The organism is Nisaea sp. (assembly GCF_039990255.1).
Taxonomy (GTDB): Bacteria; Pseudomonadota; Alphaproteobacteria; order Thalassobaculales; family Thalassobaculaceae; genus Nisaea.
In genome coordinates this window covers 38,010-50,917 of sequence record NZ_JBDXGG010000025.1, presented here as the reverse complement: position 1 = coordinate 50,917, position 12,908 = coordinate 38,010, and the positions used below count along the sequence as shown (strand labels likewise).

Below are 12,908 nucleotides of genomic sequence, written 5' to 3'. Positions count from 1 at the left end.
AGGAATATGAACCCGATCGAAGTGACGGTTGAAGAAGGGATTGCGACGGTTTGCATCAACCGTCCAGAGCGCAAGAATGCTCTTTCCGTGGCGGCCACCAACGGGCTGACCGAGGCTTGGGAAAGGGTCGAGGCCGACAATGCGATCCGCGTGGCGATTCTAACCTCTGCAGATTGCGGCGTGTTCAGCGCCGGGCTCGACCTTAAGGAAGCCACCCAGATCGCGCGCGCCGAAGGCGTGGATATCCTGACCAAAATGCGCGATCCCTTTCACGAGACCATGCGTGCCTGCAAGAAACCGATCATCGCAGCGATGACCGGATCGCTGATGGCAGGCGGCATGATGCTGACCCTGAACTGCGATTTGCGTGTCGGTTTGAAGGGCACCAAGGTCGGCATTACCGAAGTCAAGATCGGCCGCGGTTCGCCCTGGGCGTCGCCGGCGCTGTCGATGCTGCCGCAACCCGTGTTGATGGAGATCGTCCTGACCGGCGACCTGTTTCCGATCGAGCGGCTGCACGAATACGGATTCACCAACTATATCGAAGATACGCCCGACGCCGTGCGCGCCCGCGCCCGGGATCTGGCAACGCGGATCGCCAAGGGCGCGCCATTATCGGTGATCGCCGCGAAGGCGAGCGTACGCGCCACAATGGATCTGGGCTGCGCGGGCGGCTTGGAAGAGGGCAAGCGCCTGCACGAAGTGGTCTATGCCAGCAATGACGCCATCGAAGGTCCCAAGGCCTTTGCCGAAAAGCGCGAGCCGGTGTGGACCGGAACCTGAAGGAGACCGCGATGAGCGAGCTGATGCGCCTGGACAGGGATGGCCCCATCGGCATTCTACGATTTCTCCAACCCGGGAAGCGGAACCCGTACAGCATTGCCTTTGTCGACGCGCTGATCGAGAACCTGCGCGAGGCTGATCGGGACGACGGCGTTCGCGCCGTGGTGATGACCGGCGGCGATCATTTCAGCAGCGGTGGCGATCTGGTCGGGTTTCGGTCGGAAATCGCCAAAGGGGCCAGGGCCACATCGGAAATGGTCGAAAAAGTCCACGATGGCGGGCGCGCCGCCTATCTCTTTCGCAAGCCCCTGATCGCGGCCGTGAATGGCGTTGCCTATGGGGCCGGATTGAGCCTTGCGCTGTCGGCCGACATTGTCGTTGCCGCAGAAGATGCGCGCCTCTGCGAAGTGTTTGCCCGTGTTGGAGGCTGTCCTGATACCGGGTCGAGCTGGTTGTTGCAGCAAAGGGCTGGCGCGGGCGTCGCCCGGATGCTGGTGCTGACGGGGCGTGAACTCGACGGGCGCGCGGCAAGAGAGCTTCGCGTGGTCGAGGAATGCGTTCCCTCGGGGCAGGTCGAAAGCCGCGCCGTGGAGATCGCCCGGGAGATTGCGGCGCATCCGATGTTCGGTGTGCAGACGGCCAAGCGCGTCATGCGCGCTTCGGCCGAGTGCAGCTACATCGAAGCGCTGGACATCGAGCGCGATACTCAAAGCGTTCTGCTTTGCGCGCATGACTTTCCAGAGGCCATGTTGGCTTTCTCGGAGAAAAGAAAACCAGAGTTCAAAGACCGCTGACACGGTCGAGGCCACATCAAGAGACTTATGGAGAGACCGCAGTTATGAAGGTGCTTGTGCCCGTCAAACGCGTGATCGATTACAACGTGAAGGTCCGCGTAAAGGCGGACGGATCGGATGTCGATCTTGCCAATGTGAAGATGTCAATGAACCCGTTCGATGAGATTGCCGTGGAAGAGGCGATCCGGTTGAAAGAGGCGGGAAAGGCGGAAGAGATTGTTGTCGTTTCCGTTGGTGTCAAGCAGGCGCAGGAAACGTTGCGTACCGCCTTGGCCATGGGTGCCGACCGGGCGATTTTGGTGGTTGCCGCCAAAGACGTTCATACGGATATCGAACCTCTGGCCGTTGCCAAGATCCTCAAGAGCATTATCGACGAAGAAAAGCCGGGAATCGTGCTGGCCGGCAAACAGGCGATCGACAATGACATGAATGCGACCGGCCAGATGCTTTCTGCATTGCTGGGCTGGAGCCAGGCGACTTTTGCCTCGAAGGTCGAGATAGACGGCAATCATGCGGTGGTCACCCGCGAGGTCGATGGCGGTCTGCAGGCGATCAAAGTGAAGATGCCGGCCGTCGTGACTGTCGATCTGCGCCTGAACGAGCCGCGCTATGCCTCACTGCCCAACATCATGAAGGCGAAGAAGAAGCATTTGGATGAAAAGACCCCGGAAGACTATGGCGTCGATGTAAGTCCGCGCCTCGAGGTCGTTTCGATAGCCGAGCCAAAGGCACGCAAGGGGGGCGAAATGGTCGACTCGGTCGACATGCTCGTTTCGAAACTCAAAGAGGCAGGAGCAATCTGATGGCAGTCCTACTACTGGCAGAAGTGAACAATGGCGAACTCGCCTTCGACGCTACGGCAAAGGCGGTTACCGCTGCCAAGGCGCTTGGCGATGTCACGGTGCTTTGCGCCGGCGCTTCGGCAGCTGCGGCGGGTGAAGCCGCGGCCAGGATCAACGATGTCGCCAAGGTGCTTGTGGCCGAAGATGCCTCGCTCGGGCACCGCCTAGCCGAACCGACAGCCGCTCTGATCACTTCATTAGCCGGTGACTTTTCCCATATTTGCGCACCGGCCACGACCGATGCCAAAAACATCATGCCCCGTGTGGCTGCGTTGCTTGATGTCATGGTTATCTCAGATGTCTCCGGGGTCGTTGACGCCGATACATTCGAGCGCCCCATCTACGCAGGCAACGCAGTACAGACCGTGAGGTCAAAGGATGTAACCAAGGTTGTGACCTTCCGGACATCGACATTCGACGCTGCCGGCGATGGCGGCTCGGCGAGCATTGAAACAATCGGTGCCGCGCACAACCCAGAGCTATCTGAATGGGTTGAAGACAAGGTTGCCGAGAGCGACCGCCCTGAACTCACCTCGGCCGGCGTGGTCGTTTCCGGCGGTCGCGGTGTCGGCTCCAAAGACGATTTTGCGTTGATCGAGAGGCTGGCCGACAAACTGGGCGCCGCCGTCGGCGCGTCGCGTGCTGCAGTGGATTCGGGCTTTGCACCGAATGACTGGCAGGTCGGACAGACCGGCAAGGTGGTGGCTCCTGACCTTTATGTCGCAGTGGGCATTTCCGGCGCCATCCAGCATCTCGCGGGAATGAAAGACAGCAAGATTATCGTGGCGATCAACAAGGATGAAGAAGCGCCGATCTTCCAGGTCGCCGACTTCGGCCTCGCCGCAGACCTCTTTTCCGCTGTACCCGAACTGATCGAAAAGCTGTAAGTCCAGTTCCACTTCGAATATGAAAAGGCCCGCCATCCCGGCCTGTTTGGAAACGATTGGAGGCTCCGGCAAGACCGGGGCCTCTTTTGGTGTCAGAGTAAGCGCCCACCGGACCCGGCGTTTCGTCTTGCGGTGAGTTACGCGACGTTCGCGTGCTGATTCTCGTTGCAGAATAGTTTGCCGTATAAGCCAAAGTCCAGACACGGAACGTAAGCTGTCATCAAGGCGGTGCCGGATTTGAGCTAATGGAATGAACTGCCTTCCCGCCGAGACGCAGCTATTGTCGCGCGTTTGGTGGAGAAGAAGGAGCATTCTGATGGATATCACGGTTCTTGGGATTGATCTGGGCAAGACGGTTTGCAGCCTTGCGGGGCTTGATGCCAGCGGCGCTGTGATTTTCCGCAAACGCATCCAACGGTTTCGACTGCTGGATTTTCTGGCGGAGTTGCCGGCTTGTATTGTCGCGATGGAGGCCTGCGGGGGCGCACATCACATTGGGCGCTTCTGCCTCCAACATGGGCATGAGCCCCGATTGATGTCGCCGCTGTATGTCCGGCCTTATGTGAAGGTTCACAAGAATGACGACCGCGATGCAGAGGCGATCGCCGAAGCCGCCACCCGACCAACAATGTCGTTCGTTGCAATCAAATCTGAAGAGCAACTCGACCTCCAGGCTTTGCACCGTGCGCGGGAACGTCTGGTGTCGGATAGGACGCGCCTGATCAATCAAGGTCGTGGCTTTCTGATGGAACGCGGTATTCGTGTCGGTACAGGCCGTCACGTATTTCAGAAAGAACTGACAATTCTGGCGGCGGGGGGCACTGTCGATCTATCGCACCGCATCGTCCTGATGTTGTCGGACATGGCAACAGAACTGGCAGACATCAACCGCCGGGTTGCGGCCATCGATGCCGAGATCAAGGAACTCGCCAAGACAAACGCCGACATGCGGCGGCTGATGGAGATCCCCGGTGTTGGTCCGACGATCGCCTCGGCCCTCGTAGCGGCCGTCGGTACCGGCAGCAGCTTCGGCAAGGGCCGCGATCTCGCTGCTTGGCTCGGCCTTGTTCCGCGACAAATCACGACGGCTGGCAAGGCAAAGCTTATCGGTATCTCGAAGCACGGCAATCGCTACTTGCGCAAACTCTTCATCCACGGCGCACGAACGGTGCTGCATCTCGTGCGCGACAGGACGTCGCCGATAACGCGATGGGCGGATGGTCTGAAGGAGCGAGCGCATGTGAACGTCGCTACGGTTGCCATGGCCAACAAGTTAGCGCGCATTGCCTGGGCCGTCTTGACGAAAGGCGAACGATACCGAGCCGCTGCGCTGGTCGGTTCGTAAGTCCAGCGAGACGAAAAATAGAGGAATCTGCGGGCGAGAAGGAGATGGACCAACGACCAATCGGCGTTCTGTAAGTCTGACGGGGAGCATGGCCCCCGAGTGCCGATGAGCTAACGAGACACAGGACGCGCGACTTCCCATCTTGGTCAGGGGCAGATCGAATGGCCTCACAAACAGACCGAATACATAGAAGCAGGGTCAGCGGTGCATCGACAAATCGCTTGCAGGGGAAGGCAGTTCATACATACCCCCCGGAAATCGGACACTGACGTAAGCTACGATTTGTTGTCTGCTGGTCTTCGACGAGAAGGAGATCAGAGATGTCGAAACGCAAGCAGCATTCGCCGGACTTCAGGGCGAAGGTCGCCCTGGAAGCAGTAAAGGGCGAGGAGACGGTATCGGAACTGGCAAGCCGGTTCGGTGTTCACCCGACGATGATCCATCAGTGGAAGCGTGTGTTGCTCGAAGGCGCTTCGGGCGCGGGCCGACCGAAGCCGGAGATCGACGAGGATCAGGTCAACGGTTATGCAGGTTGCGGACGACTTGGGGATCGGATTATCGAGCCTGACGCGCTGGAAGCGGCAATACCGGGAAGCTGATTTGTTGGCCGGTCCGCACGAGGATACGGCCAAGGAACTGGCACGACTTCGCAAGGAGAACGAACTGGTCTGAAGAACGATCTTCCAGACCCGCACCGCCGCAGAACTGGCTCTTGGCCGACATATCGATGGCATTTTCAATCCACGTCGGCGGCATTCCGCTCTGGGATACGAATCGCCGGTATCATTCGAGGCCGAAATGGCCATCGCAGAGTGAAAGCCGCTCCACAAAATCCGGACAAGTCCAAACACATCAAGACCGGCGAAGGGGCATAATGTTATTTTCTACGGCGAACCGCGAGCACGGCGGGTGCTGAAGCCCAACAACTCGCGTGAGGACCTGCATGTCGCGAAAGCTCATTTCGCTGCCGATGAGAAAGCGCGTGACACGGCGTTTTCCACGGGTCAGGTCGGTTGCTGAAAAATTAAACATTTGTTAGATTTTTGCAACGCAACCGCAAACATACGGGTTTCACAATGTCGCTGATCACGAATTCCTCGGCCTGGGCTTCGGACGAACACAGGATGTTCGCCGAAACGACGCGCAAGCTGTTCGACGCCGAGATGGCGCCGAATGTCGACAAATGGGCCGAACAGGGGATCGTCGACCGCGATTTCTGGCGCGAGGTTGGCAAACAGGGCGTCATGGGCGGTTCCATCGCCGAGGAATATGGCGGGTTCGGCGGCGGCATCGGTTTCGACGCGCTTACTGTCTACGAACAGGGGCGCACCGGCGACACCGGCTGGGGGTACGGTATCCAGAGCATCGTGATCCATTACCTGGACGCCTATGGCAGCGAAGAGCAGAAGAAGAAGTGGCTGCCCCGACTGATCAGCGGCGAGAGCGTGGCGGCGATCGCCATGACCGAACCGGGAACGGGTTCGGACCTGCAAAACGTCCAGACCTATGCGGAGAAGGACGGCAATCACTACAAAATCAACGGCTCGAAGATATTCATCACCAACGGGCACACCGCCGACATCATCGTGATCGTGACCAAAACCGACCGCAGCGCCGGGGCCAAGGGCGTGTCGCTGATCGTGCTGGAAACCGAGGATGCCGAAGGGTTTCGCCGCGGGCGGAACCTGAAGAAACTCGGCATGAAGGGGTCGGATACGGCCGAGCTGTTCTTCGAGGATGTGCGGGTGCCGATGGCGAACCTGCTGGGCCAGGAGGAGGGGCAGGGGTTCTATCAACTGATGAAGCAACTGCCCTGGGAACGGCTGATGATCGGCATCACCGCGCTTGGCTTCATCGACTTCGCAATCGCCGAGACGGTGAAATACGTCCAGGACCGCAAGGCGTTCGGCAGCCGGATCATGGATTTCCAGAACACCCGGTTCAAGCTGGCGGAATGCAAGACGAAGGCCGAATTGCTGCGCAGCTTCGTCAATGACGGGATAGCCCGCCTGGAAACCGGCAGGCTGGATGCGGCTACCGCGTCGATGGCGAAATGGTGGGGCAGCCAGACGCAGAACGAGGTCATGCACGAATGCCTGCAACTGCATGGCGGCTATGGCTTCATGATGGAGTTCCCGATCGCGCGGCTCTACGCCGACAGCCGGGTGCAGATGATCTATGGCGGCACCAACGAGATCATGAAGGAACTGATCGCGCGGTCGATCGACATCTGACCCGCGCCACCGGGCCGGTGCGGCGTCAGTCGTCGCCGGCCCCCAGGATCTCGGCGGTATGCTCGCCCAGGCGGGGCGCCGGGCGGTGGTCGGACCGCGCCGGCGTGGCCGAGAACCGTACCGGCGGGCGTGTCGCCCAAATCGTGCCCTCGCTGGGGTGGTCCAGCCGCTGAAAGAAGCCTGTCGCGGCAAGATGCGGATCGGCTGGCAGATCGGCAAGGTTTCGCACCGGCATCGCCGGGATGTCGGCCTTTTGCATCAGCTCCATCCATTCATCGGTGGTCCGGGTCGGTGCCAGTTCGGCCACCATGTCGTAGACCGCGCCGATATTGCGGCTGCGCGCATCCATGTCCGTCACCCAGGGATGATCGACCATGTCGGTGCGGCCGACCGCCTGGAAAAAACGTGCCCATTGGACATTGGTATAGGGTAGGATGGTGATGTAGCCGTCCCGTGTCTGCACTGGTCGGCGGTGCGGCACCAGCATACGGGCATAGCCGAAATCCTGCGGAGTCTCCTCGAACGTGGCACCGTCGAGATGCTCGACCAGAAGGAAGGAAGAAAGCGTTTCGAACATCGGCACTTCGACATGCTGTGCCTCGCCGGTGCGTTCGCGGTGAAACAGCGCCGCCATCACCGCATAGGCCGCGGTCACGCCGCCCAGCTTGTCGGCCAGGATTGTCGGCGCATAGGCAGGCGGCGCGTTGGGGTCGCGCAGGGCGGCAAGGCTGGCCAGCCCCGAAACCGACTGTACGATGTCGTCGAAGGCGGGCCGATCGGCATAGGGCCCGTCCTGGCCGTAGCCTGTGGCCGAAACGGTGATCAGGTTCGGGTTCTCGCGCCGCAGGGTTTCGGGGTCGAGAGACAGGCGCGCGAGCGCGGCGGGCCGGATGCTGGAAATCATCACATCCGCATCGGCAAGCAACCTGCGCAAGCGTCCCTGGTCGTTAGCGGTCTTCAGATCGAGAACGACGCTGCGCTTGTTGCGGTTGGTGCCGAGAAAGGCCGCGCCCATCTTCTTGTTCCGCGACGGCTGGACCTGCCGCAAAAGGTCGCCCTCCGGGCTTTCGACCTTGATCACGTCGGCACCCAGCTCGCCCAGCATCTGGGTCGCCAGCGGGCCGAACACCACCGAGGTCAGGTCGACGATCGTCACGCCATCGAGAATCGATGCCTTGGGTTCCGTTTTCATGGTCTCAGCGGTCCTTTCTGGACATCGCGCCGAATTCCGTCCGGATCGCCGCGCCATCCGCGTCGAAGCCGGGCGAGGGGCCGAGCGCCGGATTCCCCCCGCTTCGCCTGATCGGCGGCGCGGGCATGCGAAACGCGCCCGCGGGCGACGCGATGGTCGTGCGGTCGAGCTGGGGGTGTTGGGACAGGGCGGCAATGTCGTTCACCGCGCCATAGGCGATCATCGAGCGCGCCAGCAGATCGAGCATGTCGGGCCGGTCCCGCGCCGCAAAGGCGGCCTCGATCATCGGCTGCAGCACGCCCCGGTTGCTGTTGCGGCTGTCATTGCTGTCAAAACGCGGATCCGTGGCCAGGTCCGGCTGTGACAGCACCGTGTCGCAGAACCGCGCCCATTCCCTTTCGTTCTGGATCGAGATCACGATCTGTTCGCCATCGCGGCAGGTATACGCGCCATAGGGGCAGATGTTGGGGTGGCTCAGACCGACCCGCGGCGTGTGCCGGTTCGCGTATTCGTGAAACACCAGCGGCACCGCCATCCAGTCCGCGAGCGTGTCGAACATCGCCACCGAAACGCCGGTTCCCCGGCCTGTGCGGCCGCGCTCCACGAGCGCCTCGCAGATCGCGGCATGGGCGGTCATGCCGGTCGAGATGTCGCACACCGACACCCCCACCCGGCCAGGGCCGTCCGGCGTCCCGGTGACCGATGCCAGGCCGCTTTCGCATTGGATCAGAAGGTCGTAGGCCTTGGCATCCCGCATCGGCCCGTCGGCGCCATATCCGGTGATGTCGCAGGTGATCAGCTGCGGGAACCGTTCGCGAAGCGTCGCCGAATCGAGCCCGAGCTTTTCCAGCGCGCCGGGCAGAAGGTTCTGGATGAACACATCGGCGCGTTCCAGCATCGCAAGCAGCAGCGCGCGGTCCTCGCCGGACTTGATGTCCAGCGCGACCGATTCCTTGCCGCGGTTCAACCAGATGAAATAGGCGCTTTCGCCATGTGCCGCAGTGTCGTAGCCGCGGGCAAAATCGCCGGCTCCCTTGCGTTCGATCTTGATCACCCGTGCGCCGGCATCGGCCAGCCGCGACGTGCAGAACGGCGCCGCGACGGCCTGTTCCAGCGCGACGACCAGGGTGCCGGCCAAAGGTCCGGCCTGCGGCCCGCAATTCTGATTGCTCATGATCTTCTCGCTTTCGACTTACCAGCTTGAATAAAATCTAACATCTGTTAGAAATGATATCAACACACTCGGATGGCAATTAAAAGCAGGGCCATAATGCAAGACAAGACCGGATCGGATCAGGTATTCCGGCGCGCGCTGGCGGATGGCGAGATCGCGCTCCCAAAATGCGACAGTTGCGGAAAATTTCATTTCTTCCCGCGCGTCGTCTGCCCGCATTGCCATGAAACGGCGTTGTCCTGGCACAAGGCCAGCGGTTGTGGAGAGGTGCATACGACGACCGTGGTGCGCCGCAGGTCCGAGCAGGGCGGGGACTACAACATCTGCATGGTCGAGCTGGAGGAAGGCGTGCGGATGATGAGCCGGGTCGAGGGGGTCGCGCCCGCGGATGTGGCGATCGGTATGGCGGTCACCGTCTATGTCGGCGAGATCGACGGAAAGCCTGCGGTGCTGTGCAGGCCGGTGGAGGGCTGAGCGATGACGGGAGGTTTGCGGGGAAAGACTGCCATCGTGGGCACCGGCCATGCCGGATTCGGCGAGGCGCGTGGCCTGACCGCCTATGACATCATGGCCCAGGCCGGGCTGGCGGCGGTGGCCGACGCGGGGCTGTCGCTGGCCGATGTCGACGGGCTGTTCTGCACCATGATGGAAGACAGCATGCCGGCGCTGATGGCGGCCGAGTATCTTGGTATCCAGCCGCGATTCGTCGATGGTACGATGACCGGCGGGTCGTCCTTCGTGAACTACTTGACCTCGGCGGCGATGGCGCTCGATGCGGGACTGTGCGACGTCGCGCTGATCGTCTATGGCTCGAATCAGAGAACCGCGTCGGGACGGCTGGTGACGGCCTCGCGCCCACCCGAATACGAGGCCCCGTATAAGCCGCGCTATCCGATCTCTGCCTATGCGATGGCCGCGGCCCGGCATATGTACGAATACGGCACCACCCGCGAGCAACTGGCCGATGTGGCGGTGGCCGCGCGCGCCTGGGCGCGGCTCAATCCCGAAGCGTTCGATCGCGGCCCGCTGAGCCGCGAGGACGTGCTGGCCGCGCGCATGGTAGGCGACCCGCTGACTGTGCGCGACTGTTGCCTGGTGACTGACGGTGGCGGCGCGGTGGTGATGGTGCGCGCCGACCGTGCCAGGGATTGTCCGAAGCCGCCAGTCTATCTGTTGGGCAGCGCCGCAGCCAGTTCGCACCGGCAGATATCACAGATGCGGGATTTCACCACCACCGCGGCCCGCGAATCCGGCGCGCGCGCCTTCGCGGCGGCCGAAGTGGCGCCGGGCGATATAGACCTGGTCGAGCTCTATGACGCGTTCACGATCAATACGATCCTGTTCCTGGAGGATCTCGGGTTCTGCGCCAAGGGCGAAGGGGGCGCCTTTGTCGAGGGTGGACGCATCGCCCCGGGCGGGGTGCTGCCGGTGAATACCAATGGCGGCGGGCTGTCCTGTGTGCATCCGGGGATGTACGGCATCTTTACCGTGATCGAAGCCGCGCGGCAGATTCGTGGCGACGCGCCCGGACAGCAGCTAGAGAATATCGACCTGGCGCTTGCCCACGGCAATGGCGGCGTTCTGTCCAGCCAGGTCACGGCGATCTTGGGATCGGGAAACACGCTGTAGGGCGTTCTAGGGAGGAAGAAACATGCCACTGGATTTCGAGGCGCTTTCGAATTGGGATTTCGAGGAAATCGAACAGACGCTGAGCGAAAGAGACACGATTCTCTATGCGCTCGGGCTGGGTTTCGGCGAAGACCCGACCGACAAGAAGGAACTGGCCTATGTCTACGAGGACGGGCTGAAGGCGGTGCCGTCCATGGCGGTCACGATGGGCTATCCGGGGTTCTGGCTACGCGACCCGAGAACCGGCGTGAACTGGCAGAAGGTTCTGCATGGCGAGCAGTGGCTGGACATCTACAAGCCGCTGCCGGTGAAGGGCAATATCGTCGGTCGCAGCAAGATCGACTTCATCTCCGACAAGGGCGAGGGCAAAGGCGCCGTCATCTATCAAAGCCGCGAAATCATCGACGCCGATACCGGCGAAAAGCTGGCTCGCGTAGCGATGTCGGCCTTTTGCCGTGGTGACGGCGGCTTCGGCGGGGAAAACCGCCCCGGACCGACGCCTGCCGAGTTGCCCGACCGCGCACCCGATCATGTCTGCGACATCGAAACGCTGCCGCGGCAGGCGCTGATCTATCGGCTCAGCGGCGATTACAACCCCCTGCACGCCGATCCCGACGTGGCGCGCTCGGTCGGGTTCGACCGGCCGATCCTGCATGGGCTGGCCACCTATGGCTTGGCGGCGCGCGCGATCCTCAAATCGCTGCTGGACTACGACGCCAGCCGTCTCGTCGGGCTTGATGTGCGGTTCTCGGCGCCGGTCTATCCGGGTGAAACCGTGCGGTTCGAGATCTGGGAAGACGGGGGCGAGGCCCGGTTCCGTGCCTCGGTTCCTTTACGCGAGGTGGTGGTCCTGAACAATGGGGCCGCCAGGTTCGCGTGAGGGCGGGAAAGATGCAGCCGCTCGACGATATCCTGGTGCTCGATTTCAGCACCCTTCTTCCGGGTCCGATGGCGACGCTGATGTTGGCCGAGGCCGGCGCTGAGGTGATCAAGTTCGAGCGCCCCGGTACAGGCGAGGGCGCGCGCCATGCGAATCCCAAATTAAATGGTGAAAGCATCGGCTTTGCCGTGCTGAACCATGGGAAGCGGTCAGTAGCAATTGATCTGAAGGCAGAGGGCGCGGTGGAATCGCTGCGCCCCCTGATCGAGAACGCCGATGTGCTGGTCGAACAGTTTCGCCCAGGCGTCATGGATCGGCTGGGGCTGGGGTATGACACCCTTCGCCGGATCAATCCGGGGCTCATCTATTGCTCGATCACCGGCTATGGCCAGACCGGGCCAAAGGCGGCGTCCGCCGGGCACGATCTGAACTATGCAGGCGATTCGGGCGTACTGTCGCTCAGCCGGGGCCCCGACGATCATCCGACGATGCCATCTGGTCTGATCGCCGATGTTGGCGGCGGCACCTATCCTGCCGTGATGAACATCCTGCTCGCGCTTCGGGCTCGCGACCGGAACGGGCAGGGGATCCACCTGGATATCGCGATGGCCGAGGGCGCCTTTGCCTTTGCCTATTGGGCCCATGCCGAAGGCGTGATCGCTGGCCAGGACATCGACAGCGGCGGCAGCCGGCTGACAGGCGGGCTTGCGCGCTACCGGCTCTATACTGCAGGCGACGGACGGCAGGTCGCGGTTGGCGCGCTGGAAGAGAAATTCTGGCAGGCCTTCTGCGACGTGATCGGCCAGCCGGCCGATCTGCGCGACGATTGGGCTGATCCGGAAACCTGCGCTGCAGAAGTGGCGCGGCGTTTGGCAGAGAGGCCTTCGTCCGATTGGGCGCCGCTTCTGGAGGAGGCGGATTGTTGCTGTACGGTCGTGAAAACCCCTGCCGAGGCCGCCGCAGACCCGCATTTCGCGGCGCGCGGGGTGTTCGGCCGGAAGCTGGCGATTGCCGGCACCAAGGTGCCGGCCCTGCCATTGCCGATCGCGCCCGGTTTTCGTGGTCCGGCGGATCAAATCGGTCGCGCGCCATCTTTGGGAGAAGACAATGCGCGCCATGCTGTGGTGGAACTTGAGCCGAAATGAATC

The 12,908-nt window shown here is 61.9% G+C and carries 12 protein-coding genes and 3 pseudogenes; 13 read left to right on the top strand and 2 right to left on the bottom strand.

All coding sequences use genetic code 11. The features are described 5' to 3' along the window. Positions 1-6 precede the first annotated feature (6 nt). The 9 genes and pseudogenes from ABJ076_RS22565 (at position 7) to ABJ076_RS22525 (ending at position 6,885) form a co-directional block, all read left to right on the top strand. Entirely contained in the window at positions 7-783 is a 777-nt protein-coding gene (locus ABJ076_RS22565; RefSeq protein WP_348195831.1) for an enoyl-CoA hydratase-related protein, read from the top strand. 11 nt (positions 784-794) lie between these two features. After that, complete coding sequence (locus ABJ076_RS22560) at positions 795-1,577, top strand: enoyl-CoA hydratase/isomerase family protein (protein WP_348195830.1); 783 nt, start codon at positions 795-797, stop codon at positions 1,575-1,577. Between the two features lie 44 nt (positions 1,578-1,621). After that, complete coding sequence (locus ABJ076_RS22555; RefSeq protein WP_348195829.1) at positions 1,622-2,380, top strand: electron transfer flavoprotein subunit beta/FixA family protein; 759 nt, start codon at positions 1,622-1,624, stop codon at positions 2,378-2,380. Then, complete coding sequence (locus ABJ076_RS22550) at positions 2,380-3,306, top strand: FAD-binding protein (RefSeq protein ID WP_348195828.1); 927 nt, start codon at positions 2,380-2,382, stop codon at positions 3,304-3,306. The genes ABJ076_RS22555 and ABJ076_RS22550 overlap by 1 nt, the downstream gene beginning before the upstream one ends. A 316-nt stretch (positions 3,307-3,622) precedes the next feature. Further along, a complete protein-coding gene (locus ABJ076_RS22545) occupies positions 3,623-4,651 on the top strand; it encodes an IS110 family transposase (RefSeq protein WP_348195827.1) in 1,029 nt (342 codons plus the stop codon). A 320-nt stretch (positions 4,652-4,971) separates the two neighbouring features. After that, a pseudogene (locus ABJ076_RS22540) lies at positions 4,972-5,130 on the top strand (transposase); the annotation flags it as partial. A gap of 40 nt (positions 5,131-5,170) precedes the next feature. Further along, positions 5,171-5,320 (top strand): annotated as a pseudogene (locus ABJ076_RS22535) (transposase); the annotation flags it as partial. Then, positions 5,306-5,467 (top strand): annotated as a pseudogene (locus ABJ076_RS22530) (IS3 family transposase); the annotation flags it as partial. The pseudogenes ABJ076_RS22535 and ABJ076_RS22530, both read left to right, overlap by 15 nt. A 260-nt stretch (positions 5,468-5,727) precedes the next feature. Next, positions 5,728-6,885, top strand: a complete 1,158-nt coding sequence (locus ABJ076_RS22525) for an acyl-CoA dehydrogenase family protein (protein ID WP_348195826.1) — start codon at positions 5,728-5,730, stop codon at positions 6,883-6,885. Between the two features lie 25 nt (positions 6,886-6,910). Here ABJ076_RS22525 and ABJ076_RS22520 read toward each other — a convergent pair whose 3' ends face one another. Then, a complete protein-coding gene (locus ABJ076_RS22520; RefSeq protein WP_348195825.1) occupies positions 6,911-8,077 on the bottom strand; it encodes a CoA transferase in 1,167 nt (388 codons plus the stop codon). A 4-nt stretch (positions 8,078-8,081) separates the two neighbouring features. Continuing rightward, a complete protein-coding gene (locus ABJ076_RS22515) occupies positions 8,082-9,251 on the bottom strand; it encodes a CaiB/BaiF CoA-transferase family protein (RefSeq protein ID WP_348208673.1) in 1,170 nt (389 codons plus the stop codon). Positions 9,252-9,347: 96 nt separating this feature from the next. On the opposite strand from ABJ076_RS22515, the gene ABJ076_RS22510 reads away from it, so the two are divergent. From ABJ076_RS22510 to ABJ076_RS22495, 4 genes are read left to right on the top strand one after another with little or no spacing between them, the layout of a single operon-like run. Beyond that, positions 9,348-9,725 (top strand): OB-fold domain-containing protein, encoded by a 378-nt coding sequence (locus tag ABJ076_RS22510; protein ID WP_348195823.1) that lies wholly within the window; start codon positions 9,348-9,350, stop codon positions 9,723-9,725. A 3-nt stretch (positions 9,726-9,728) separates the two neighbouring features. After that, positions 9,729-10,880 carry an acetyl-CoA acetyltransferase gene (locus ABJ076_RS22505; RefSeq protein WP_348195822.1) on the top strand — a complete coding sequence of 384 codons (1,152 nt, stop codon included), beginning with the start codon at positions 9,729-9,731 and terminating at the stop codon, positions 10,878-10,880. A gap of 22 nt (positions 10,881-10,902) precedes the next feature. Next, positions 10,903-11,760, top strand: coding sequence for a MaoC/PaaZ C-terminal domain-containing protein (locus tag ABJ076_RS22500; protein WP_348195821.1), 858 nt, complete (start codon positions 10,903-10,905; stop codon positions 11,758-11,760). Positions 11,761-11,771: 11 nt separating this feature from the next. Beyond that, the gene (locus ABJ076_RS22495) at positions 11,772-12,905 is read left to right on the top strand and encodes a CoA transferase (RefSeq protein ID WP_348195820.1); all 1,134 of its coding nucleotides are present in this window, start codon (positions 11,772-11,774) and stop codon (positions 12,903-12,905) included. Positions 12,906-12,908 lie beyond the last annotated feature (3 nt).